At 48.6% G+C, this 23,232-nt stretch carries 20 protein-coding genes; 12 read left to right on the top strand and 8 right to left on the bottom strand.

Going from position 1 to position 23,232, the window contains the following annotated elements; all coding sequences use genetic code 11:
- Nucleotides 1-49: 49 nt before the first annotated feature.
- Entirely contained in the window at nucleotides 50-1,384 is a 1,335-nt protein-coding gene (locus tag CRN95_RS02790; protein ID WP_097020029.1) for an MATE family efflux transporter, read from the bottom strand.
- Nucleotides 1,385-1,522: 138 nt separating this feature from the next.
- Entirely contained in the window at nucleotides 1,523-2,008 is a 486-nt protein-coding gene (locus tag CRN95_RS02785) for an acyl-CoA thioesterase (protein ID WP_088629914.1), read from the bottom strand.
- A 61-nt stretch (nucleotides 2,009-2,069) separates the two neighbouring features.
- On the opposite strand from CRN95_RS02785, the gene CRN95_RS14740 reads away from it, so the two are divergent.
- From CRN95_RS14740 to ftsE, 5 genes are read left to right on the top strand one after another with little or no spacing between them, the layout of a single operon-like run.
- Nucleotides 2,070-2,210 carry a hypothetical protein gene (locus CRN95_RS14740; protein ID WP_012820363.1) on the top strand — a complete coding sequence of 47 codons (141 nt, stop codon included), beginning with the start codon at nucleotides 2,070-2,072 and terminating at the stop codon, nucleotides 2,208-2,210.
- 13 nt (nucleotides 2,211-2,223) lie between these two features.
- Nucleotides 2,224-6,288, top strand: a complete 4,065-nt coding sequence (gene hrpA, locus CRN95_RS02780) for an ATP-dependent RNA helicase HrpA (protein WP_088629915.1) — start codon at nucleotides 2,224-2,226, stop codon at nucleotides 6,286-6,288.
- A 37-nt stretch (nucleotides 6,289-6,325) separates the two neighbouring features.
- Complete coding sequence (locus tag CRN95_RS02775) at nucleotides 6,326-7,129, top strand: hypothetical protein (RefSeq protein WP_235002831.1); 804 nt, start codon at nucleotides 6,326-6,328, stop codon at nucleotides 7,127-7,129.
- Nucleotides 7,129-8,412 carry a peptidylprolyl isomerase gene (locus tag CRN95_RS02770; protein WP_088629917.1) on the top strand — a complete coding sequence of 428 codons (1,284 nt, stop codon included), beginning with the start codon at nucleotides 7,129-7,131 and terminating at the stop codon, nucleotides 8,410-8,412. Before CRN95_RS02775 ends, CRN95_RS02770 begins: the two co-directional genes overlap by 1 nt.
- A gap of 1 nt (nucleotide 8,413) precedes the next feature.
- Nucleotides 8,414-9,103 carry a cell division ATP-binding protein FtsE gene (gene ftsE, locus CRN95_RS02765; protein ID WP_085491894.1) on the top strand — a complete coding sequence of 230 codons (690 nt, stop codon included), beginning with the start codon at nucleotides 8,414-8,416 and terminating at the stop codon, nucleotides 9,101-9,103.
- Nucleotides 9,104-9,470: 367 nt separating this feature from the next.
- Here the strand turns inward: ftsE and CRN95_RS02760 are convergent, their stop codons facing one another.
- The 4 genes from CRN95_RS02760 to CRN95_RS02745 all read right to left on the bottom strand — a co-directional run bounded on the left by CRN95_RS02760 (nucleotide 9,471) and on the right by CRN95_RS02745 (nucleotide 13,153).
- Nucleotides 9,471-12,011, bottom strand: a complete 2,541-nt coding sequence (locus CRN95_RS02760; RefSeq protein WP_088629918.1) for a DNA gyrase/topoisomerase IV subunit A — start codon at nucleotides 12,009-12,011, stop codon at nucleotides 9,471-9,473.
- 99 nt (nucleotides 12,012-12,110) lie between these two features.
- Nucleotides 12,111-12,347: a hypothetical protein gene (locus CRN95_RS02755; RefSeq protein ID WP_088629919.1), complete on the bottom strand. Its 237-nt coding sequence runs from the start codon at nucleotides 12,345-12,347 to the stop codon at nucleotides 12,111-12,113.
- Nucleotides 12,348-12,601: 254 nt separating this feature from the next.
- Nucleotides 12,602-12,925, bottom strand: a complete 324-nt coding sequence (locus tag CRN95_RS02750) for a hypothetical protein (RefSeq protein WP_088629920.1) — start codon at nucleotides 12,923-12,925, stop codon at nucleotides 12,602-12,604.
- A 3-nt stretch (nucleotides 12,926-12,928) separates the two neighbouring features.
- Nucleotides 12,929-13,153, bottom strand: a complete 225-nt coding sequence (locus tag CRN95_RS02745; RefSeq protein WP_097020028.1) for a DUF4258 domain-containing protein — start codon at nucleotides 13,151-13,153, stop codon at nucleotides 12,929-12,931.
- A gap of 337 nt (nucleotides 13,154-13,490) precedes the next feature.
- Here CRN95_RS02745 and CRN95_RS02740 point away from each other — a divergent pair, with 337 nt between their 5' ends.
- Together CRN95_RS02740 and CRN95_RS02735 are read left to right on the top strand one after the other, a co-directional pair.
- The gene (locus CRN95_RS02740) at nucleotides 13,491-13,760 is read left to right on the top strand and encodes a type II toxin-antitoxin system RelB/DinJ family antitoxin (RefSeq protein WP_088629922.1); all 270 of its coding nucleotides are present in this window, start codon (nucleotides 13,491-13,493) and stop codon (nucleotides 13,758-13,760) included.
- The gene (locus CRN95_RS02735) at nucleotides 13,757-14,050 is read left to right on the top strand and encodes a type II toxin-antitoxin system YafQ family toxin (RefSeq protein WP_088629923.1); all 294 of its coding nucleotides are present in this window, start codon (nucleotides 13,757-13,759) and stop codon (nucleotides 14,048-14,050) included. The genes CRN95_RS02740 and CRN95_RS02735 overlap by 4 nt, the downstream gene beginning before the upstream one ends.
- A 26-nt stretch (nucleotides 14,051-14,076) precedes the next feature.
- Here the strand turns inward: CRN95_RS02735 and CRN95_RS02730 are convergent, their stop codons facing one another.
- Nucleotides 14,077-16,332: an endo-1,4-beta-xylanase gene (locus CRN95_RS02730; protein WP_097020027.1), complete on the bottom strand. Its 2,256-nt coding sequence runs from the start codon at nucleotides 16,330-16,332 to the stop codon at nucleotides 14,077-14,079.
- 167 nt (nucleotides 16,333-16,499) lie between these two features.
- Between CRN95_RS02730 and queF the strand changes: the two genes are divergently transcribed.
- Both queF and CRN95_RS02720 read left to right on the top strand, forming a co-directional pair.
- Complete coding sequence (gene queF / locus CRN95_RS02725; protein WP_072827383.1) at nucleotides 16,500-16,976, top strand: preQ(1) synthase; 477 nt, start codon at nucleotides 16,500-16,502, stop codon at nucleotides 16,974-16,976.
- 2 nt (nucleotides 16,977-16,978) lie between these two features.
- Nucleotides 16,979-17,689, top strand: coding sequence for a queuosine precursor transporter (locus CRN95_RS02720; protein ID WP_176421760.1), 711 nt, complete (start codon nucleotides 16,979-16,981; stop codon nucleotides 17,687-17,689).
- 146 nt (nucleotides 17,690-17,835) lie between these two features.
- Here the strand turns inward: CRN95_RS02720 and CRN95_RS02715 are convergent, their stop codons facing one another.
- On the bottom strand, nucleotides 17,836-18,714 hold the full coding sequence (locus CRN95_RS02715) for a hypothetical protein (protein ID WP_088629925.1): 879 nt from the start codon (nucleotides 18,712-18,714) through the stop codon (nucleotides 17,836-17,838).
- 137 nt (nucleotides 18,715-18,851) lie between these two features.
- Between CRN95_RS02715 and CRN95_RS02710 the strand changes: the two genes are divergently transcribed.
- The 3 genes from CRN95_RS02710 (at nucleotide 18,852) to CRN95_RS02700 (ending at nucleotide 23,216) form a co-directional block, all read left to right on the top strand.
- On the top strand, nucleotides 18,852-21,587 hold the full coding sequence (locus tag CRN95_RS02710) for a TIGR02171 family protein (protein ID WP_088629995.1): 2,736 nt from the start codon (nucleotides 18,852-18,854) through the stop codon (nucleotides 21,585-21,587).
- Between the two features lie 76 nt (nucleotides 21,588-21,663).
- The gene (locus CRN95_RS02705; protein WP_088629926.1) at nucleotides 21,664-22,092 is read left to right on the top strand and encodes a hypothetical protein; all 429 of its coding nucleotides are present in this window, start codon (nucleotides 21,664-21,666) and stop codon (nucleotides 22,090-22,092) included.
- Entirely contained in the window at nucleotides 22,092-23,216 is a 1,125-nt protein-coding gene (locus CRN95_RS02700; protein WP_088629927.1) for an NAD-dependent epimerase/dehydratase family protein, read from the top strand. The genes CRN95_RS02705 and CRN95_RS02700 overlap by 1 nt, the downstream gene beginning before the upstream one ends.
- Nucleotides 23,217-23,232 lie beyond the last annotated feature (16 nt).

Raw genomic sequence — 23,232 nt, 5'->3', positions numbered from 1 at the left:
AAAGTTCATTAGTTAAATAGTCCGGCTTTCATGCCGGACGTTTTGCTTACTAAACCACCGCTTTGCTTTTCCAGCGGCCGCTCTTCCAGCGCCAAATGTTAGCGAACGAGCGGTAGAATTCGTCGGCAGCCATGCCAAGCCAAAGGCCGGGGAGCCCAAGCCCAACGACAAATGCAAGGATAAGCGATGTTGCAAGGCCTAGCGTCCACATCATGCCGCTACCCACGAGCGCCGGGAATTTGGAATCACCTGCGGCACGGAGCGATGTGGTGACAATGAAGTTCACGGCTTTGAAGGGTTGCACGGCGACGTCGCACCAGAGGCAGATTTTGCCGAGGCGGAGGACTTCGGGGTTGTCGGTGTAGAGCCTGAGCAGGTGTTCGCCGAGGAGCGCAACTGCGACGGATAGCAAGAATCCGCTGGTGATGCCCACGGCGAGAGTTTGGTGCACGCGGCGGTTTGCTTTTACGTAGTCATGTGCGCCAACGAGGTGTGCTACGAGAATCTGGTTTCCGCTGCCGAGGCCGACTCCGAGAATGACGGAAAGCGCGGCAAAGTTCCCTGCGAACACGCGGGCGGTCATTGCGGTTGTGCCGATATAGACGACCATCGCGGTGATGAACACCTGAAAAAGCTGGAAACTGATGGGTTCTGCGGCGGCGGGGAGTCCGATGCGGATCCAGTCGGGCAAAAGAACGCGTGTACGTTTCCAGTCGCGAATTTTGCTGTGGTGGTGAACTTTGAACTTGAGCACAAGCCACAGGATTCCCGAAGAAATGAGCCAGGAAAGTGCGGTCGCGAGGGCGACTCCGTGAACGCCCATTTTCGGGAGTCCAAAAAGTCCTTCGAGGAACACGACATTCAAGGCCGCGTTTGTGGCAATTGTGAGTGTGTTTCCGACAAAGTTCCAAATGGTAAGGCCGTGTGTCGCGATGAGGGCGGTCAAAATGGTTTGCAGAGCGCGGAAGGCGAACCCAAACGAAACAACGCTTAAAAATTGCGTGGCGAATACAGCTGGTTCTTCGGTGAGTCCCATCCATTGCGGAATGTTCCCGGAAAGCGGATAAATGATGAGTGTGAGCGCGATGCCGAGAAGGATGCTCCCGAAGAGGACCATCGTCTGTGTGCTGCTTGCGTGGCTGTTCTGCTTAGCGCCAATGTACTGCGAAACGATGCTGGCGCCGGATTGCGAGAAGGCGTGGAGGGCCGTGAAAAGAGCCCCAAGAATCGGGAGCATGGCGCCAACGCCCGCGGCTGCGGTTTCGGAAGTGCGCGACAAAAACCAGCTGTCCATCATGGGCTGGATCATGCTCACGGCAAACGTGAGGATTAGCGGCCACGAAAGGCTGATGAGCGAACGGTCTTTGACGTCGATCTGTTTCATGTGTAAAAATCTAGAAACAACAAAGGCCCCGTCAAAGGGCCTTTTTGATGAAAATGTTTTCAAGTGTATCCAGTGTTTTTTAGACGAGAGAATAAAATTCTTTTGTCATCCCGGACTTGTTCCGGGATGAGAGCGAATTTATTTGTTTTCTAGAGCTGCCAAAAGTTTTTTCTTAGCATCGCGGCGGATGCCGGCTTCTTCGTAGCGGCGGATTTCGTCCTCTGTTTCGGGGATGACGGAAGGAATCGGGGTCGGTCTTCCGTTATCATCAATCGCGACAAATGTCATATAAGCGTGGCAGATGACTTCGGGCTGCCAGGATACTTGCGGGTCGATTCCCAAGACCTTCACTCCGATTTCCATGGAGGTGTTGAAGGCGCGGTTTACGGAGGCCTTGATGGTGAGAATGGTTCCGACGGTCGCGGGTTTGAAAAAGCGCACGTTGTCGATCGAGACCGTTGTGACTTTGCGTCTGGAATGGGTGCAGGCGGCAATGCAGGCTGCCTTGTCGAGGAGCGATGTCAGGTGTCCGCCGAATACAAAATTGTAGGCGTTGACGTCGGAAGGGTGAACGATGTCGCGGGTTTCGACTTGAGATTGCTTGACTGTCTTTGCGTTTTCCATATCCGAAAAATAAATATTGTCGTGGGCAAGCAGGGCCTTGAATTTCTATATTCAGTGCATTATGGAAGAAAAAAAGACTTACAGAGAAGTGATGCCGGGCGAACTCCCGTGCGAAGTGCCGGAATGTGACGGCGTGATGGTCGTAGACCCCGATAACAGCTATAAACTCACCTGCGATAAGTGCGGGCATATTAAAGAGTAATTGTTATCTCGTAATGCAATTAACCGACTTGAAAATTGAGTACCCGGAGCTTCCCGTTGTTGAACATCGGGAGGAGTTTTTTGAGCTTTTAGAAAAACATCAAGTTATCATCGTCAAGGCTGATACCGGTTCCGGCAAATCCACGCAATTACCGAAGTTTTTGCTAGAGTGGTTTGTTGGGTGTAGTTCGAAGTCGAAGGATCCAGTCAAGTTCAAAATCGGTGTGACGGAACCTCGGCGTTTGGCGGCGATTTCCATTGCGGACCGCTTGCGCGAAGAACTCAAGGACGAAGAACTTGTCTCGACGAAAATTCGTTTCTGGGAACAAGGTACAAATGAAGCCCCCATCAAGGTGATGACGGACGGTATCTTGTTGCAGGAGTTCCGCAAGGACCGCTTGTTCCGGCAGTATAATGCTATCATGATTGACGAAGCGCACGAACGCTCGTTGAACATCGATATCTTGCTTGGCATTTTCAAGACGGTACTTTCTCGTCGTCCGGACTTCAAGTTGATTGTTGCATCGGCAACGCTTGACGCAAAACTTTTTGAAGAATTTTATGACAACAGCTGCGTGATGGAGGCTGAAGGCCGCACGTACCCTGTTGATGTGGAGTATTATTTCGGCGGTTCGGCAGGCTCACCGACCTTCAGTTCCCTGAGCTTGTCGAAGGGAAATGAGTCGAAGGATCTCCGCGATATCAGTGGCAAGGGCGATTCGGGGTTGATTGAAGAAGCTCGTGATGCGATTCTCGATTTGGAAACGCGCCATCGCGACCACTTGCTTTGCTTTTTGCCGACGGAACGCGACATTCAGGATTTGGCGGGCGAACTTGCGCACGAACTAGATGCCGCATCTTTTGATGTGCTCCCGCTTTACGGGCGTATGAGCCCTGACGAGCAACGCCGCATTTTCAAGCACACGGGCAAGACGCGAGTGGTCTTGGCGACGAACATTGCTGAAACATCGCTTACGATTCCGGGAATTGCTTACGTTGTCGATACGGGTATGGCTCGAATCTCGCGCTACAATGCGCAGGCGAGAATCCAAGGGCTTCCCGTCGAAGAAATTTCGAAGGCCAGCGCGCGGCAGCGCACTGGACGCGCGGGGCGCGTGAAGCCCGGCGTGTGCATTCGCCTTTACTCTCCCGAGAATTTTGAAAAGCGCGATGAATTCACGGAGCCTGAAATTCGCCGTAGCAATTTGGCAAATGTCGTTTTGCAGTTGCGCAGTCTCGGGCTGGAGCTCGAAAACTTTCCGTTCTTGCAGTCGCCTCCGCATTCGGCATTCCGTGGCGCTTACAAGACGTTGTTTGAACTTGGCGCACTCACGGCTGACAATTCTAGCGGTCATGTGACCAAGCTTGGCCGCGATATGACGCGCCTCCCGATGGACGTGTCGCTTTCGGCGGTGCTTTTGCGAGCTCGCGATTTGGGCGTTTTGCAGCCTGCACTTATCGTGTGCTCGGCTCTTAGCATCCAGGATCCGCGTGTGGTGCCGAATGACGAACCTGAACGCACCCGCATCCGTCAGCTGCATCGCAAATTCTGCGGTCATAAGAGCGATTTCCTCGTTTACGTTTCGATGTGGAATGCTTTCTGCACGGACTGGGACGGCAAAACTTGGAACAAACTCCGCAAGTTCTGTGATAAAAACAGTTTGCATTTTTTGCGCTTGCGTGAATGGGTGGATTTGTACGAACAGTTCAGCCGCATTCTCGAAGTGAAGTTTGAAAATAAAGTTTGTCCGTTCGATTCGTTCCATCGCGACAATTTGCACATTGCGCTCCTTTCTGGATTCTTGGGCGGAATTGCGCACCGTGATATTGAAAACGGCTGCTACCGCTTGGTGAGCGGTCGCGAAACGCATGTGTTCCCGGGTAGCGATTTGTACGCCAAGAGCGTGGAATGGCTTTTCAGTGCCGAAGTGCGCGAAACGAGTCGCACGTTCCTCACGAAAGCTGCCGAAATCAAGCCGGAATGGATTTTGCAAGTGGCAGAACCGTTCTGCACGCGTCGTTGGTTTGAACCGACGTGGAACAAGGAACGCGGCTTTGTAGAAGCGGTCGAAGAAGTGAGCTTTAGAGGGCTTGTGATTAGCCGTGGCCATCGTGTGGATTACGCTCGCGTGAATCCCGAAGACTGCGCCCAGATTTTCTGGCGCGAAGCGGTAGTGATGGGCGAGGTGGCAAGGCCTTTCGATTTCATGCAGCACAACGACCGTGTCGTTGAAAATCTGCATGCTCTCGAAGCGCGCAAACGACAGTTCGGGCTTGCTCCGAGCGAAGATGCACTTGTGGAATACTACACGCGAATTGCGGGTAAAGTCAATTCTATCAAGACGCTTAAAGATTACATCCGCGAGCACACCGACCAGTTCTTGAAATTCGATGAAAAGTATTGGCTGGATCAGTTGGATGGCGGCACGAGTGGAACAACCTGGACAAGTGATGCTGACGGGTTCCGCACTGGATCCTTCGCTGCGCTCAGGATGACGAATGCTGGCGATGTCATTCTGAACCCTGAAAGGGTGAAGAATCCAGTCAAGTCTAAGGATGCGGCTCCAGCTCCAACTTTAGGCGGTTCCATCGAGCATTTCCGCATTGGCGAGCGCGTTGTCACAGGTGAAATGGTCTTTGACGCCACTCGCGATTGCGATGGCATTACGCTCAATTTGCCATACGACCTTTTGACGGAAATTTCGCCGGCGAAGTTTGCCATGAGCATCCAGCAGTGGCGCGAATGGATGATTGAATCTGTGATTCGCGAAATGCCGAAGAGCGTTAAGAAATCGCTCGAAGCCAAGCGTACTGCAATCGATGACGAGTTCTATGCGGCGCTGGAAAACTTCCCGCATAAGGCTCCGCTTCTGCTTCTTTACGAAGTGCTTTCGAATACAAAGGAAATCCGCTCGGGTGCAAACGGCGCTAGTATTGACGTTCCGACGGTGAACCCTGACAAAGAAAACCATTTGCGTCTGCATTTGGTCGTCTCGAAGCCGGGCTTCCCGGAACCTTATAAACTCGAAATTTCTCCAGAATGGGGCTCTTACCGCATGTTCCTTGCGGTGCGCCCGGCGTTGGTGACGTTTGGCATTGACTTTCCGCTTGAAGGGATGCGCTTTGGCTGGCGTCTTGGGCAATCGGCGTTGATGGTGTCGGATGAATCCCGTTTTTGGCAAGCTTTCCGCAAGCGTGTGGAAGGCGCGCATCTCGAAAAAGCACTGCATCTTGAATCCGCAGCGCATCCCGAGACTGCGGTGTATCCCGCATCGCAAAAGACTTCACTCTCCGAAGAGAAAAAACAGCTCATTGCCGACCGCTTGAACTTGCTTGAAATGGGCGGTGTCTTTGCGGATAACTTTGAAACGGCTCTCAAGATTTGGGTCGCAAAATCGCTTGCTGCTGATAACCTTGATGCGACTCGCTGTGTACGCTTTACGGGGCTTGAATTCTCGCGTGGCAAAAAGATTCGCGACTTCAAGAGCCTTGCTGCCAATACCCGCAGCGAAGATGAAGAAATCCGTCTCTCGCTCGTGCGCGCTACATACGAATCGGGCCTTATCAGTGCCGAAGCTTTTGTAAAGAACTGGAATTTGCTTAAAGATTTCAGCGTGGAAATGCGCAATGGGTGCGGTAAGTCAACCGTAAAAAATAAAACCATAATTGCGATCCATACGGCGTACCAAAAAGAACTTACTTTATTTGAACGTCTGTGTGTTCTTACTGAAGTTTTCAACATAGAACTCCCGTTTGGCGCATCTCGTGAATCCGCTTCTCGTGAAACCTCATCCCGTGAAAACACGGAACTTTCTGCCAGTACCCTCCGCGAGTATTTCCGCCCGTACCTCAAGGCGCGTTACCTCAAGGACCACGAACTGAAAAATGCCCGTGAACTTCTCGGAAAAATCGACCGCACGCCAACGGATGACCCGGAATTTGCCGAACTTTACTTGCAGGCGAAGGCAATGCTTGAAGATTTTGAAATCCTCAAGTACAAGCGCAAGGGGGGTGACGCCGAAGATATCGTGGAAGAAGACGCTTTAGCAAGGTTGAAAGGTCGTTTTGGGAGACTTTAATTACTCTCGCGGCCCTGAATTTTCTAAATTTGTCGCAATGAAATCCGTTATCCGTATATTGCTTGCATTCAGTTTGGTAATGCTTGCAGCTTGTAAAACGAAAGACCCGGTGATTGTCACCGTGGGCGATTCCAAGTTGCACCAATCAGAGGTTTACACGTACGCTCCTGATTGGGATTCCTGGGGCGATCGTGAACGCATCCTCTTTTTGCAACGCTGGATTGATGAAGAACTTGTGTATCAGCAGGCTGTGAAGGCCGGTGCGCTGAAAGATTCTGCGCTTATCCGCATGATTGAACGCACGAAGCGCAAGATTGTCGCCGATTATTTCATGCAGTCTTACCTCGATACGATGATTGTGAGCGATGTCGAAAAAATTGACTTCTACCACAAGAATCAGGATCTTTACTTGAACGGAAAGACAACGGTATCGGGGGCGATTATGTCCTTTGCCGACTGGAAGTCCGCTGTTATTTATTACAAGGAATTCAAGAACACCAAGTTCGAATCCATCCCGCCTAACCATCGTTTGGTGAAGCGCATGAGGGAATTTGATGGTGTCGATGAAACTCCGGATCCGTGCATGATTCCGTCGATTCGCCGTGCAGTTGTCGGCCGTATTACCCCGATGAAGGTTTGCGATGGCGCTGCAAAGATTGCTGTCGTGACAAGTAAGCTTGATTCTGCTGATGCGCGTCCGCTTGACGAAGTGATTGACGATGTTTCTATGCATGCCTGGGTGGAACACCAGAATACGGTTGTGAAGCGACTCAAGGATGAATGGAAAACCGGAATCCCTATAATTACGAAGATGAACGTTCTTAGTGAAAAGGAAAAATAATGATTAATAATCGAATTGCCTCTTTAGTATTTGCCCTGTGTACAGCCTGTTTCGCCGAACCTGTGTTGATGGAAGGCATTGCGGCTGTTGTCGATGGCAAGCCGATTATGCGCTCGGAGTTCATGAACAACCTTTACAGGTTCCAGGAAACGCCCGAAGCGGCTAATATGACGGAACAGCAGCAAAAAGACGCTGTGCTGGACCGCATGATTGAAGAAAAGGTTTTGCTCAGCCGCATTGACCGCGATTCGATTGTGATTACGGAATCCGAAGTAGATCAGCGTGTGACCTCTCACCTCCAGTCGATTGCTGCAAGTCAGAAGATTGACATGGCAACGCTCGAAAAGGCAATCCGTGCTCAGCTCGGTCTCTCGATGATCCAGTACCGTGAACAGCTCGGTAAGCAAATCCGTAGCCACATGGAAATTTCCCGTGTGCGTCAGCTCCACGTGGGCTCGATCCACCCGACAAAGAAAGAAGTGGACTTGTTCTACAAGGATTACAAGGATTCTCTCCCGCGCCAGTTCAACTGCGTTTTGCTTAGCCATATCCAGATTCCGGTCAAGCCCGATTCCATGATTGTGGATTCTGTGAAGCATGTTGCTGAATCTTTGATTGATAGCCTCAACCTCGGTATCAAATTTGAACTTTTGGCTCAGCGCCATTCGCAGGACAGCTCTGCTGCAAAGGGTGGCGATCTCGGCTACTTTAAGCGTGGCTTGCTGGATCCGGCTTTTGAAAAAGCAATTGAAAATTTGAAGAACGGTCATTACGCATCGACTCCGGTCCAGACAGACTTGGGCTGGCACATTGCCCGCGTGCTTGGCCGTAAGGAAGATGGCGTTCGCTCTGCACAAATTCTCTTGCGCACGATTCCGACCGCAAAGGATTCTGCTGCTGTGGTGGCTCTCGCTGATTCCCTCCGCAAGAATATTAAGACGAAGGATGAATTTGCCAAGGCTGCAAAGAAGTACAGTGAAGACAAGTCCAGCAACTTCCAGGGCGGTTTGCTTGGCTGGTTCCAGCGTAACGAAATGGAACCCGCTTATGTGGATCCGGTGGCGAACTTGAACGTCGGTGAAATTTCTGAACCGGTCATTATTGATGGCGCTTACCACTTGTTCCGTCTCGATGATTCTCGCCAGGTGCGCGAACTCACGCTCGAAGAGGATTACGGCAAAATTGAAATGATGGCTGCCACTCACTTGGAAAATGAAAAGCTCCAGAAGCTCATCCAGAAGTGGCGCAAGGAAGTTCTCGTCGAAATCAGAATGACGGAATAATATGATCCATTTTACCCACGTCACGAAATCTTACGAAGCCAACTGGAAGGCGTTGAACAACGTCACCTTCCGCATCAATAAGGGCGAGTTTGTTTTCTTGACGGGGCATTCTGGCGCCGGAAAGTCGACGGTGCTGAAACTCATCTACATGGATGAGCGTCCGGACGAAGAACGCGGCGGCCAGGTGATGGTCAAATTCTCGGACAACGTCTTGTACGATAGCAAGAACACTCCGGACGATCGAATCCAGGCGCTCCGCCGCAAGATGGGGATAATTTTCCAGGACTTTAAACTTTTGCCGGACCGCAATGTTTTCGAGAATGTGGCGCTTGCGCTCCGCATTGTGGGGACTCCGAGCAACAAGATTAATGCGGCTGTCTTTGACGCGCTTGCGCTCGTGGGCATTAGCCAAAAGCGCTTTGCGATGCCTTACACGCTCTCGGGCGGTGAACAGCAGCGTGTGGCGATTGCCCGTGCGATGGTGCATAACCCGTACTTGCTTTTGGCGGACGAACCGACCGGTAACTTGGACCCGAAAAACGCTGAAGAAGTCTTCTGCATTTTCAAGGAAATCAATGCCCGCGGTACGACCATCTTGATGGCAACGCATAACCCGGACTTTTATTTGAACAGCCCGTTCCGCCGCCTTGAACTCAGTCACGGCGAATTGCTTAACAGAGATATTCTTTAAAACGTCGATTAAAAAAGGCGATGCCGCAACAAGTGCGGCATGACATCATAAACACATTCTTTTATTGCGTTGTCACCCCGGCCTGTCATCCCGGACTTGTTCCGGGACGGGATCACCATTCTCGTCTTGGATAAGAAATGCCCCGCTTCCGCGGTGCATAATTCATTAAACTCGTCATTGCGAGCCCCCTCGAATTGTCATTCCCGATTTAATCTCTTTGACTACTTGCAGCTATGCTGCTTAGTAGTCATGATCCGCGTATGGGGAGGGAATCTCCTTCTCGTCCTAAAAAAGGAGATGCCCGCTTACTTCGACTGCGCTCAGCACAGGCTCCGGCGGGCATGACATCAAAGCGGAGCTTTCTTTCTTAGAACAAGCTCGGATCTTCGCTAGAACCTTCACTTTCACCGCTGCCGTCGCTAAACGGGTCCGCCGGCGAAATGCGGCTCACGCGCTTGATTTTCTTGGCGGTGAACTTGCTGCCGAGAGCCTTGTAGCCCTTGACTTCTGCTACTTCCGTCAAGTCGAGTTCTTCTTTTTGCACTTCGCGACCCACCTGGTATTCCATCAGTTCACGAGCGTCGTCTGTAGCAAATAGCTCGATGAACTTCGTGTCCTTGTGGTCGGAAACAATGCTGAATTCCGTTGTCATGGGGCAGCCTTCAAGGTTGAAGCGCTTGACCATGTAGTTGAAATTCGAGCCTTCGAAGTAGAGCACCGTAAAGACCTGTGCGGGGTCGTACTTGTGCAGATACTTGATGTTCGAACCGACGAGAATCGGGTCTGCCATGGTGTGGACGCGAGCGCTACCATCTTGCTTGATGATGAGCAACTTGTCGTTTTCGCCAAATTCACCGAGGCAATCGCCCTTCTTCTGCGTCGAGACGATACCGCTCGGAGCGTCGAAGTAAAGCACTCTTGCGCCAAGCGTCGAAACGCCCTTGCGGAGTCTCTTGACCGTCTTGACCGGGTATTTCGAAACGATATTGCCAATGGCACCACGGCCCTTGACTTCGACTTCGCTGAAGTCCACTTCAAAGTTCAGCTTGATGCGCGGACGCGGCTTCAAGATGACTTCGACCACTTCGGCTTCGCCGTTCATGTTGCTCGACATGTAAAGAATCTTGCTACCGGGCTTGTTCTTGCCCATGTAGTAATCCTTGTCGCGAGTCACGCCGCCGACGTTGAAGCGCTTGATGTAAGCGTAGCCGTCCTTGCCATCCTGGTGGATGACGTTATAGATATGGCGTTCGTCGTCCTTGTTGAACTTTTCAACGAGAATGATGTCCTTACCGACAAAGTCCTTGTCGCTGACCTTCACGACCTTGAAGCTACCGTCGGCCTTGAACACGATCAAGTCATCGTATTCCGACACGTCGAAGAGGTATTCTTCCTTCTTCATGCCAGTGCCCACGAAGCCTTCCTTGCGGTTCACATAAAGCTTCTGGTTTGCAAGAGCCACGTGTACGGCGTTCACCTTACCGAATTCGGCAATCTGCGTGCGGCGTTCCTTGCCTTCGCCGTACTTCTTCAAGATGTTCTTGAAGTGGTTTACGGCGTAATCGATAATGTGTTCTTGGTTGTACTTGCACTTTGCAATGTTTTCTTCGAGTTCCTGCAAAAGCTGGTCGGCCTTTTCGCGGTCGTAATGGCTTATGCGGCGGATCGGAATTTCAATGAGCTTGCCGATTTCTTCGTCCGTAACGGTCTGGCGGTGCAGACGCTTGAGGTACGGCGTGAGGCCTTCGCGAACGAGACGGATAATTTGTTCACGGTCCTTAGCTTTCTTGATGACCTCGTAGACTTCCTTCTCGATAAAGATTTTTTCGAGCGTGGTCATGTGCCACTTGTCTTCGAGGTGCTTGAGCTCGTTGGCGAGTTCCCATTCCAAAAGCTTCACGGTGTGTTCCGTGTTGAGCTTCAAAATGTCAGAAACACCGACAAATTTCGGGTGCTTGTCGATAATGACGCACGTGCAAGGAGAGAGCGACTTTTCGCAGTCCGTAAAGGCGTAGAGAGCATCGATGGCCACCTGCGGGTCCGTCCCCGGCTGCAAGTGCACGAGAATTTCGACGCCCTGGCTCGTGTTGTCGTCCACGTGCTTGATTTTGATTTTGCCCTTGTCGTTTGCCTTGACAATGCTTTCAATCAAGCTCACGGTCGTGGTGCCGTACGGGATTTCGCGGATGGCGAGCGTCTTGTTATCGACCTTTTCAATCTTCGCGCGGACCTTGACCTTGCCCCCGCGTTGACCGTCGTTGTAGTCCGACACGTCGATAATGCCGCCCGTGAAAAAGTCCGGGTAAAGCGTAAATTTCTTGCCGCGCAAACAGGCGATGCTAGCCTCGCAGAGCTCGCGGAAGTTGTGGGGGAGGATGGAAGTCGAAAGACCGACGGCGATACCGTCGACGCCCTGAGCCAAAAGCAGCGGGAACTTGACCGGGAGCGTGACCGGTTCTTCGCTACGGCCATCGTAACTCGGGATCCATTCCGTCGTTTCGGGGTTGAACACGACATCGACCGCGAACGGCGTGAGGCGGCCTTCGATATAACGGGGAGCAGCAGCGCGGTCGCCCGTGTAGGGGTTGCCCCAGTTACCCTGGGTGTCGATAAGCAAATTCTTCTGGCCGAGGCCCACAAGTGCATCGCCAATGGAGGCGTCACCATGCGGGTGGTAGGCCATCGTTCGACCGACGATCGTAGCCACCTTCTGGTAGCGTCCGTCGTGGTTTTCGAACATGGAATGCAAAATACGGCGCTGAACAGGCTTCAGGCCATCTTCAAAGTACGGGACCGCACGGTCCAAAATCACATAGCTGGCGTAATCGAGGAACCAGCCGTCATAAAGTCGTTCTAGGTGATTGACGTTAGATAAACCTAGAGTAGTATCGGGTGTTTCTTGATTCATGGCTCGAAATGTAGTAAAAATTTCCTGTCAGAAAATTTTGTAGTGCTCATTAGGGCAAAAATAGGGCGTTCCCCGGATCCATCCCTAACGCAAATGCTTCTAGAATGTTATTGCAAAAACAAGACTGGTGATTCCTAGAGCTAGCATTACGGAACTTATGACAATTCCTTCTTTTTCTTTATTTTTAGGACCTTCTTCTCCATTGTCTGCATAACGAGCTATGTTTATAGGTAAGGCCATAATTCCACCAAGTACCATAACGGAAGATATAGGTCCTACAAGTGCTTTCCAGGCTTTGTCTGGTGCTGGTTTAGAAGTATCAACATTTGTTTCCATGGATTCCCTGAATACATTTGTTTGAATTAATGGTGTGTTAAGAGAAATCGCAAATGAGTGAGATGCGATTAGTGAGGTGATTAAAAGGATTTTGGGAATAACTTTATAAATCTCATAAGGTTTACATCATTTAAAAACTTTTTATTGTAAAATTTTGCAACCAACCGATTGCACGCTACGGCTCTTTCCTGTTTTATCATTATAATCAGTTGAAAAACAAAGCCCGCCATAAGGCGGGCTGAATTCATCGGACGTTAAAACAGTTCAGAGAATGTCACAGTGCCGTTAAGGTATCGGTGGACCAACGTTTTGATGAGCGTCTGGTAGTTTACCCCCATCCGTGCAGCCTTGGCCTTGATGCCCTCGATGTCCTCGCAGTCCATGCGGATAGACACCATACGGGCTTTGTTCTCGGATCGGGTCTTTGCTGCCGCTATGACCTTGGACAACGCTCCCGGGCCGGAAAAAGATAGACCATTAGTCTTCGCCCATTCATGTTCGGCATCAGCTTCTGCTTCCGTCATATTCTCGTAGTGCTTGGCGATTTTAATTTCTTTTTCGGTAAGTCCTTTGTACATTGGTTACCTCCTCGGGTAGCAGGTGATAAGTGTTTCCGTTTCCCAGTTAAAAACGAAACGCCATTTTTTCTCGTTGATTGTCTTTGTCACTATTATGGCGGTTTCGTCAACTTCGGATACGTCGTAAGATTCCCAGTCCTCGGCATCGAAAGCTCTTCGGACGACATCCTCGGGAATATTCCGTTCCGCCATCTTTTTAGCTGCATGTTCGCTTATTTTTATGTTCATACATAATATACTCTATTGTATTGACTTTGTCAATACGGTTTAGAGCTTTGACCATAAATCGGGAACGCCCCCGTATAGCGATAGAGAAACACTCCCTACCGTTATATATACACGCTTTTTTAATGCGTTTGGGCCAATTTTGAAGTGTAAAATTTTAATAGCTACCCAAAAGTGACGAATCGAAATTTTGCAATCAATCGACTGCACGCTAGAGCCCATTCCTGTGTTATTTTTGAAAAATCGTTGAATTGTGGAAAATATGACTAAATCGATGGTTTTGCAACGTAAATACCACAACCGCTTTACAAACGCAACTTTTTGTGGTATATTTAGGAGTATGAGCACCGTGGTAACAAATATTCGAATTGACAAAGAGCTTAAGGCTCAGGCAACAGAACTCTTCAACGACTTGGGACTGACTCTTTCCCAGGCGTTTACGGTTTTTCTGAAGCAGGCGATTTTGCACCACGGCTTGCCTTTTGCTGTTACAAGACCTCCGTCCAAAGAACTCCTCGAAGCTATAAAGGAAGGCGAAGAACTCGCACACGATCCTAACGCTAAAACGTATGCAACACCGCAGGAGCTATGGGACGAGTTGGGTATATGAATAATTCGTATAAGTACATTGTTCGGGCTACCAATCGATTTAAAAAGGCTGCCAAGCGAATGGCGAAACGCGGGAAAGACTCTCAAAAATTAAAGGATGTTGTTGAAAAACTCGCTAAAGGCGATTCTCTTGCGGATGCTTATAAAGACCATCCCCTTATCGGGAATTGGGCTGGACATAGGGAATTGTATATAGAGCCAGACTGGTTGCTTATCTACAAAATCGAGGAAAACATCCTGATTTTAGAGTTGGTAGATACCGGAACGCATTCCGACCTTTACAAAAAATAGAACTGGGCAGAAATGCCCAACGCCACTTACTTCACGACCCCAACACTCTGCATTTTTCCTGTACTGCGGTTGCGTAAGAAGTAGATTCCGGACGATTTCGCGGCACTTGATGTGCGAAGCGACTTTGCAGCGTCACTAAAGTCGTAGGCTGAGAGCTTGCCCAAGCGGACTCCTTGCACGTCGAATACGTCGTAATTCTGGAGCGTGTTCTGCTCTAAGCGAATCTTGCTATGAATGGCAATCGGATTTTCCAAAGCAATTGAATCTAGAGAATCCAGCGGATTTATAGGAATGCTTCTAGAGTACCACATGTTCTTGGCATCGTAAAAATGTTCCTTGAAGTAATCCTTGAGCCAAGTCATTGCCGGAAGGTCCTTGCCATCCTTGATAAGGCCAGGGTTTGCGGATTCGTCCCATCCTCCAATTTCGTAAATGTAGCCTCCAATCGTCACGCCGGCGATGTATTCTGATTCCATGAAAACTGGAATTTGTTCGGAATAGCACGCTTTTTTCAGGCTGTCGTTGCCTGTATTGACACTGTATTCCGAAATAAACAAAGGTAGCTTCGTTTGTTCGTAAATTTCCTCAATCCCTTTCTTGATTTTAGCGGCTGTCATGCACGATTGATTGCCTGTTCCTTGAAATGTTTGGTTGTAAGCCGTCAATCCGTAAGCATCAACGGGGGCGTGTTGCGCCTTGATTTTTTGGATAACTTCGGCTCCCAAATTATTTTGCCATACGTTTGCGTTCACGTCATTGTAAATCAAGGTGGCGTAAGGCCAGCGTTTGCGGGCCATCTTGAACGCCGTGGCTATGAATTTGTAGTCATCATTGTCGCCACCGAGAGCTTCGATGATTTTATTGCCGCTCCCGAATCCAGAATGATAATGACCATAGCTGTCGCGGGAACCTCCGTTTACCACCTCGATCATGTAAGGTGCGGGGTAACGCATGGCAGCTTTGTCGAACCAGTTTTCAACGGCTTTCTTGGTTTCGTCTATATCAAGGTTGTTGAGCCAGCTGGGGGTATGGGTTCCCCAAAGCAAGCTACGGAAATTGAACTTTACATTGTTTTTTTGCGCCCAATAGTAGATACGGTCGCAGCCTGACCAATCGTACTCGCCACGCACTTTTTCAATAACGGTCCAAGTGCATGCGTTTTCGGGCGAAACCTGGTTCCAGTAGGTTTGAAAATCCTCGGGGATTTCTTGCTTGTCGGCAATCATGTTCCCGAAGAACTTGGTCGCTCCATCGGCAAGGCCACGGCCGTAACGGGCGTTCGGATTTTTGAAATATTCCTTGAGCCAGGTCAATGCCGGGCGTTCGATGCCGTCTTTGATAAGGCCGGAACAACCTTGTTCCAAACCGTTACAAGAAAGCCAAGTTTTGCCATAAATGTATCCCCAAAGCGTTATGCCTGCAACATAATCCGTTTCCATTAGGATTGGGAGATGTTCTTGGTAGCATTTTTTTTGAAATTCATCGTCTATGGAACCGACATCGTATTGAGTAATATATATGGGGAGTCCTGTCTGTTCGTGTGCTTCGTAAAGGGAGCGTTTAAGTAAGGATGTATTTAGGCAATAATTGCCTGTCCCTTGTGCGGTTGTCTCGTGGAACTGCATTCCGTAAGCGTCAACTGGCGCCCCCTGGGCCTTTATTTTCTTGAGAAGGTCGATACCCTCTACTTTTTGCCATTGGATGGTATTGTAATCGTTATAAATCAGGATGGCTTCTGGCCATCGTTCTCGTGCCATCTTGAAAGCGGTCACTACAAATTCGTAGTTGCCGCTATCGCCGCCAAGCGCCTCAATCAGTTTGTTGCTGGAAAAACTGGAATGATAGTTGTTGCCGCTTTTGACGGCTTCGTTGACCACTTCAATCATTTCGAGATCGAGGTAACGTTCCTTAACAGCGTCGATCCAATCTGTCCAAGCTTTTTTAGTTTCGTCAACATCGAGTTCCCTTAACCACTGCGGGTTTTGCGAACCCCACAACAGGGTGTGAAACGTAAAATGCGCATGATTCTTTTTTGCCCAATTATAGGCGAGGTCGCAACCGGTCCAATCGTATTCACCACGTGTTTTTTCGACATAGCCCCAAACGCACCCGTTCTCGGCAGTAATCTGGTTCCAGTAGGAGCCAAAGTCTTCGGGAATTTCTCCAAAAACGGGAATGTTGCCGAGGAACTTGGACGCGCTGTTGGCCAATGCCGCAAAAGAAAATGTTGATGCGGCGAATGTAAAAGCGAGTGCCTTAAATACCGTTGATTTTATACTCATTGCGACCCCTGAAATTTGATGGCTACAGCATGTAATAATAAAACTACCTCGAAAACGTAGGAATGTATCCATTTTAGAAAACTATTTCATTGACAAAACATCTATATTTGTACCTAAAATGGTCAGTTCGAAACCCATCCTGACTTAAAACAAAACTAGGAGACTTTATGCGTTCAGAAGCTGAACTCGAAGGTGTTACGCTCTTGGGCAACAACAAGACCCAGTACAAGACCACTTACAGCCCCGAAGTGCTCGAAAAGTTCCCGAACAAGCATCCGGGTAACGACTACATGGTCACGTTCAACTGCCCGGAATTCACGAGCCTTTGCCCGAAAACTGGTCAGCCGGACTTTGCCGAAATCAAGATCAACTACATTCCGGACCAGTATTTGGTGGAATCCAAGTCGCTCAAGCTTTACATGTTCTCGTTCCGCAATCACGGGGATTTCCACGAAGACTGCGTGAACATCATCATGAAGGACTTGGTGAAATTGCTCGACCCGAAGTACATCGAAGTCGAAGGCATCTTTATGCCGCGCGGTGGCATTTCTCTTTATCCGTTTGCAAACTACGGCAAGCCGGGTACCGAATTTGAAGCTATCGCCAAGACACGCCTCTTTGCTGCGATAGACAGGAGGAAGTAATCGTGCAAAACGAACTCCTTATGATTGCCTCCATTTTTGCGTTCTTTGGAGGCTTGGTTGCCTTTTTCCGCTTTTTCGGTAAGCAGGGCATTTTCGCCTGGACCGTCATTGCGACAATTGCTGCAAATATCGAAGTTTTGATTCTCGTGCACGCCTTTGGGCTCGACACGACGCTCGGCAATGTCATTTTCGCATCCTCCTTCCTCGCAACGGACATGATGAGCGAAATCTTTGGCAAAAAAGAGGCTAGCCGCTGCGTGAAAATCGGCATTCTCGCGAATGTGACGTTTATTCTCATTTCGCAAAGCTGGTTTCTGTACATCCCCGCCGAGGGCGACACCATGGCTGAACCGATCCGTACGGTGTTCTCGAATACACCTCGTGTGATGCTCGCGAGCTTGTTTGCCTACGCCATATGCGAAATGTTCGACGTCTGGGCGTATCACGCCTGGTGGAAATGGACCGAGAAAAAGTTTAAGGATAAGAAGGGCTACTTGTGGGTCCGCAATAATGGGTCGACTCTTGTAAGCCAGCTGATAAACGTCGTTGTGTTCAACTTGCTTGCGTTCGCTGGCGTTTTCCCGTGGAATACCATTGGCGAAATTCTCGTGTTTGGCTACGGCATCTTTGTCATCACGACTCTTATGGACACTCCGTTTGTGTACCTTGCCCGCCGCATCTCCGAAAAACACCCGGAACTGCTGAAAGATTAAGAGCGCCCTGTTGTCATGCCCGATTTAATCGGGCATCTCCATCTCGTTTTGCATTGTCGTCCCGGCTTTTTTTGTCATGCCCTGCTCCGACAGGGCATCTCCTTTTTATAGAGCAAAAAAATCCCGCTTTCGCGGGAATTCCATAATTAAAATTCAATTCCAAGTTTTAGACTGGCGTCACCATAAAAATAGGGTTTCGTGTCCTCTAAGATTTGAAGAAGGATCCCTGATTGGAGAGAAAAGTCTATGAAGAATCTGTTGTTGAAGCGTAATGTGTAACCGCCAGTTAGAGCGAATATGTATTGGGTGATTGGTAAGTCGAGTATTGCGTCACCATAGGTGGTATAATAATCGCGGTCCATGTAGGAATCGTTGCTTTTCGCATAGCGGTCTCTGTATTCAAAACCAAAAGAATCATTGAATTTTATTGTTGCTATTTCAAACAGAAAACCAGTATGCCAGTTTCCGTGGATTGTGGCGAATAGTTTGCTGAATTCTAAACCAATGCCAAAGCCTTGGTCGAAATAGCCTCTTTCATAATGAGAATATCCATCATAATACTCATACTCGTAATCGTCGAATGTTTCATCATTAAGAGGAAATTCTCCGTTATAATATCTCACGTAAGCTTTGACATCGAAATTTGTTCCCATGCGGATTGACATACCGACCATCGGGCCCCATTGGGCACAACCTAGCGGATCCATCCAGAAGCCGAGTTTTGTTTCTCTGGCCTTAGTCCACCAGATGGAATTGGGATCTTTATCAGGGGAAAGCCTTTTTTGCGCGTTGTTAAAGGTTTCTTTGGTTCCATTCTTGTAGCGAATCTCGCTGATGTTATCTTTTTTTGCTGTGTAAGTTGGGCCTTCGGGATTGTCGAATTTCTTATAGCGGATGGAGTTGTCGTCGACTTCAAGGACTTTCGCGTCGATGCTAGTTCCGTTTTTTAAGATGACGATGTCCTGTGCAAATGACGGAATGGCAAAAGCGGCGGCTAATGCGAGTGACAGTAATACTTTTCCCATAAAAAGTTCCTGGTAAAGGGTGTTTTGAATTTGATGAATTGTAAAAATTAAATAAACATATGTAAACTATACAAATGGGCAAATAATAGCCAATTTATAATTACATCTGGTTTAGTATAAGTTTGTATATTTATACTATGCGTTTCTATATTCTTGGACTCTCCTGTCTTTTCTTCCTTGCTTGCTCGGAATCGGGCTCGAATAGCTCTTCTACAGACAATCATGATGATTTGCCGGCTTTTCTAGAAGGAATGTTGCCTATTTCTGCATCTAACGCCAAAGTTACGCTTGGCACGGACAACGAAAATGCGAAAGCGACTGAACGTCCGCAGATGAAGGTCAAATTCGATTACGATTTCTACATGGGCAAAAACGAAGTGACTTGTGGCGAGTTCGATAGCCTTATGCGCGCAGAAACAGGCTTTGTCCTGAAATGCAAAAACGATAGTTTGCCTGCAACGGACGTTTCTTATTACGATGCGGTTCTCTTCGCTAATGCCAAAAGCAAGGCCGCCGGCAAGGATACCGCTTACACTTACAGCAAGAGTTCCTTCGATAGCGAGAAACATTGCACCAGTTTGGAAAGCCTTGAGTTTGATCCCGATAAAGAAGCTTTCCGCTTGCCGACCGAAGCCGAATGGGTCTATGCGGCAAATAAGTTTGGAAAAAAGAAGAATAGCTGGACTTCCGATAATTCAGGTTTTGAACTGCACCCGGTTTGCGCAAAGGTGACTGAAAAAAATGAACTTTGCGACATCATGGGCAATGCCTTGGAATTTGTAAATGACTGGATGGGGTATTTCCACGATACAACTTATCTGAACTATGTCGGTGCTTTGGAAGGGCGTTCCGTTGGTCAGCGTGTTGTTAAAGGGGGTAGCTATCACGATGCTGCCGGTGCGATAAACCTCTTCAGTCGCGGGGATGTTTATGCGGTCACTTCTGGAACTCGTGCGGAATATGTGGGTTTCCGTCTTGCTTATGGTGCAATCCCTAATGCTTCCTGGGCTGCTGATAATGGTGATAATCAGGCTGGGCTTGTGACGGCTGTTGCCAATTTTGGTACAGTGCGGTCCCAGGTGGGAACATATAAAGTTAAGCTCGCTTTCCGCAATGATGTTTCTGGAAACCTTGTGTTTATCGATTATTCAAATGGCTATTCCAATGTCGTTGAAATCAAGGATACGATGGAAGTTTATCATCCAGAAATTTCTCCAGATGGCAAGCGTGTTGCTTTCTGTACGCAATTTGAAGGCTCTTCTGAAAAGTCGACCGTCTATGTGCGTGATTTGGCAGATGCTGGAACAGGACTTAAAAAGCTTGATTTCGAAAATGCGGCAATCCCTCGCTGGCGTGTTTTGCCCGATGGCGATACGGTCATTGTATTTGTGAGCGACGCTGGCGATAACAGCGTTGACGCAACGTTCAAGAAAAACTCGACTTGGCAGGTCTCGTTTGCTGGTGGAAAGTTCGGGAAACCGGAAAAGTTGTTTGATGGTGCTTATCATGGTGGCGTCAGCAGCGATGGTTCGTTGGCGGTTACTGGCTCCAAGCTTTTACGCGCTCGAATAGCTTCGTCAAAAGGTTCTGCTCGTGACACGGTCTGGTATAACGGTGAACAGGCTTGCAATGTGTCCTTGGCTAAGGACGATTCCCGCCGTACATTGTTCCTGGACTTTGGTTCAGAAACTGGTGCGAAATTTGTGGGCGAAAGCTATAGCGTGCATGAACGCCTCTTCATAGCAGATAAAAACGGCAAGTTGATCAAGTCTTTGACTACGCCCAAGGGATTTACTTTTGATCATACTGAATGGGTGAGCGGCTTGAAAGACTACGCTATTGTAACTTTTGTTAATGCAAATGGTGCTCATGCCAAAATTGTTCTTGTCAATCTTGAAACTTCTGATATCTTGGAACTTGTCAAGGGCGATGAACTGTGGCATCCGAGTTTATGGGTGAACCCGATGGATGAGGCCCATTATGATGAACTGGATTTGGATAGCGCCGGTATGTACTACGTTGGACAAGATGCTCCTCTTATTACGTTCAAGATGAACGCTTTTTGGACGGTATCTGATACAGCCGACATTATTGCTCTTGGCTCATCTCGTGTAAGTTCTGGGTTTGTGGCTCAAGAGATGGAGTCTGGCTATGCGTTCAATATGGCGACTATTCCAAACGACATGGATGTTATTGGCACTCTCGCTGAAAATTACGTCTTGCCGCACAGCAAAAAGTTGAAATACCTTATTGTCAGTCTTGATTTTGATTTGTGGTCTAAAAAGGAAGGTGAAAATTTCAATAAGAATGCTGCTGGCAATCTTGGCTTTGAATACGATAAGAGCCACTCTTATTGGAAAGATGGCGTCCCGTCACAGTATAAGGAACTGAATGCGGCTTATGCAAACGGTATCGATTTCTTGAGAGAATTCATGAATGGAAATCATGGATGGATTTGGCTGGAATCACAAGGCTGGACGGTAGGCGGCTTTAACGAAAACCCGATTGTCGATGATTCTACGTGGAGCGATAGCCGCGCTTATGCAAAGGACATGGAACGCCTTAAAAAGTTGATTGCTGCTGCCAAGGAAAAAGATGTTGTTCTCATTGGCGTTGTATTCCCGCAATCTCCTTATTACAAGACGACTGGTTCTTATGGGCGTCACGGAATGCGCCGTAGCACCGCCGATTCCTTGATTGGGGTCTTGCACAAGTGGGATGAAAAGTATTCGAATTTTGTGTTTTTGGATGAAAACAAGATGGGTGATCACGACTATAGTGATGAAATGGCTTATGATTATGACCATTTGAGTTATGTCGGTGGCCAAAAACTGACTCGAAAATTGGATTCCTTGATTCAATCCATGAAATAAGGAAATCATCTTTCTTGTAATCCCGTCAAATTTGTATATTGTAAACAATTAAACGAAACATCTATAGAGGTTTTTTATGAAGTTTTCTCATGCTTTGCTCTTGGCTAGCTCCCTTGCGTTCCTTGCTTGCGGTGATGACGATGATTCTTCGTCTAACGCATCTGACAAGTTCGATTGCACGGTAAGTGACGGCGTCAAGGTGGTTTATCCGACCAAAGGTGAAACTTTCAAGATTGGCCAGAAGATTACCGTTATTTACGGTTCTACTGTTGATGACTCTGGCTATATGATCAAGTTCAAAACCGACAAGGATGATGCAGGTAAGGATTTGACCCGCGGTTCTGTTGGTTTCGCAGGCAAGGGCGATGGCAAGACCTGCTATGAAGTCGAAGTTGTCCTTGATGCTAAAAAGGTGACGGAAACCACGACAGGTATTATCCGCGTCGTTCCTTACTATAATACGAATAAGGGCGCGAACTCCGCTGAGTTCACGGTCAAGAAGTAATGAACCTAAAGTTCAATGATCAATGTATCACCGTAGCCATTGTTGGTTGCGGTGGTTTTATTGGTTGTCACCTTCTCGACGCCATTTTGACGCGCACGAAGTGGCGCGTTTTTGGCGTTGATTTGGACTTTTACAGGATCCAGCATAGACTAAACGATGAACGTTGCGAGTTTATGGTGGCAGACTTGGCTGATAAAAGTGTCGTTGAACGAATTGCAAAATATCCGATTGTCGTAAACCTTGCAGCAATTTGCACTCCGAGCCGCTATATGGCAGAAGCTCCGGAGGTGATTCGCAGCAATTACGACCATCCGGCTGCATTGGCTGATGCTTGTGCAAAATCGGGCTCCTGGCTGATTCATTTTTCGACGTCCGAGATTTATGGGCGCACGTCGGCCGATTCTGGCTTGCTCGTCGAAGATGAATCCGAGCTGACATTTGGACCGGTGACGGCGAGCCGCTGGAGCTATGCAACCGCAAAACTCTTGACGGAACGCTATATTGCTGGCCTTAAAAATTTGAAGTGGACTGCGGTTCGTCCGTTCAACTTTGTCGGGCCTTACATGGACTTTATGCCGGGCGTCGATGGCTCGGGCATTCCGCGTGTGCTTGCAAATTTCTCGTCGGCGCTTGTACGCGGCGAGCCTTTGAAACTTGTGAATGGCGGTGTTGCCAAGCGCAGTTTCACGAGTGTGTTTGATGCGGTCGATTTTATGTTCGCGCTGTTTGAAGCGGGACTTTCGGCGAGTGCTGTTGGAATGGCTTCGAGTGTAACTGAAAATGATGCAGAAAAATCGCCTTTGTCGCAGGCGTTTAATATCGGGAATCCGGATAACGAGCTTACGATTGCTGAACTTGCCTGTAAAATGCGCAATATCTTTGCAGAAATCAAGGGCGTGAACATTGAAACCATTCCAGAACCCGAGATTGTATCTGGCGTGGAATATTACGGCGAAGGTTACGAAGATTCCATGCGCCGTTTGCCGTCTGTAGAAAAGGCAGAACGCTTGCTTGGCTTTAAGGCCAAGACTCCAATTGATGTGGTGCTTCGCGAATCGTTAACGTGGTTTGTCGGACATTATAGCGATACAAGTCATCCTGATACTGATTCTACGCCATCCTGAGCTGCGCGAAGGATCC

Source organism: Fibrobacter sp. UWB16, from assembly GCF_900215325.1.
Taxonomy (GTDB): Bacteria; Fibrobacterota; Fibrobacteria; order Fibrobacterales; family Fibrobacteraceae; genus Fibrobacter.
Note: the sequence above shows the minus strand (reverse complement) of the source record. Positions and strands in the feature narration are given on the sequence as shown.

Excerpts from the sequence above, each read along its gene's own strand:
- CRN95_RS02790 (WP_097020029.1), bottom strand. The coding sequence starts at position 1,384 with ATGAAACAGATCGACGTCAAAGACCGTTCGCTCATCAGCCTTTCGTGG.
- CRN95_RS02785 (WP_088629914.1), bottom strand. The coding sequence starts at position 2,008 with ATGGAAAACGCAAAGACAGTCAAGCAATCTCAAGTCGAAACCCGCGAC.
- CRN95_RS14740 (WP_012820363.1), top strand. The coding sequence starts at position 2,070 with ATGGAAGAAAAAAAGACTTACAGAGAAGTGATGCCGGGCGAACTCCCG.
- hrpA (WP_088629915.1), top strand. The coding sequence starts at position 2,224 with ATGCAATTAACCGACTTGAAAATTGAGTACCCGGAGCTTCCCGTTGTT.
- CRN95_RS02775 (WP_235002831.1), top strand. The coding sequence starts at position 6,326 with ATGAAATCCGTTATCCGTATATTGCTTGCATTCAGTTTGGTAATGCTT.
- CRN95_RS02770 (WP_088629917.1), top strand. The coding sequence starts at position 7,129 with ATGATTAATAATCGAATTGCCTCTTTAGTATTTGCCCTGTGTACAGCC.
- ftsE (WP_085491894.1), top strand. The coding sequence starts at position 8,414 with ATGATCCATTTTACCCACGTCACGAAATCTTACGAAGCCAACTGGAAG.
- CRN95_RS02760 (WP_088629918.1), bottom strand. The coding sequence starts at position 12,011 with ATGAATCAAGAAACACCCGATACTACTCTAGGTTTATCTAACGTCAAT.
- CRN95_RS02755 (WP_088629919.1), bottom strand. The coding sequence starts at position 12,347 with ATGGAAACAAATGTTGATACTTCTAAACCAGCACCAGACAAAGCCTGG.
- CRN95_RS02750 (WP_088629920.1), bottom strand. The coding sequence starts at position 12,925 with ATGTACAAAGGACTTACCGAAAAAGAAATTAAAATCGCCAAGCACTAC.
- CRN95_RS02745 (WP_097020028.1), bottom strand. The coding sequence starts at position 13,153 with ATGAACATAAAAATAAGCGAACATGCAGCTAAAAAGATGGCGGAACGG.
- CRN95_RS02740 (WP_088629922.1), top strand. The coding sequence starts at position 13,491 with ATGAGCACCGTGGTAACAAATATTCGAATTGACAAAGAGCTTAAGGCT.
- CRN95_RS02735 (WP_088629923.1), top strand. The coding sequence starts at position 13,757 with ATGAATAATTCGTATAAGTACATTGTTCGGGCTACCAATCGATTTAAA.
- CRN95_RS02730 (WP_097020027.1), bottom strand. The coding sequence starts at position 16,332 with ATGAGTATAAAATCAACGGTATTTAAGGCACTCGCTTTTACATTCGCC.
- queF (WP_072827383.1), top strand. The coding sequence starts at position 16,500 with ATGCGTTCAGAAGCTGAACTCGAAGGTGTTACGCTCTTGGGCAACAAC.
- CRN95_RS02715 (WP_088629925.1), bottom strand. The coding sequence starts at position 18,714 with ATGGGAAAAGTATTACTGTCACTCGCATTAGCCGCCGCTTTTGCCATT.
- CRN95_RS02710 (WP_088629995.1), top strand. The coding sequence starts at position 18,852 with ATGCGTTTCTATATTCTTGGACTCTCCTGTCTTTTCTTCCTTGCTTGC.
- CRN95_RS02705 (WP_088629926.1), top strand. The coding sequence starts at position 21,664 with ATGAAGTTTTCTCATGCTTTGCTCTTGGCTAGCTCCCTTGCGTTCCTT.
- CRN95_RS02700 (WP_088629927.1), top strand. The coding sequence starts at position 22,092 with ATGAACCTAAAGTTCAATGATCAATGTATCACCGTAGCCATTGTTGGT.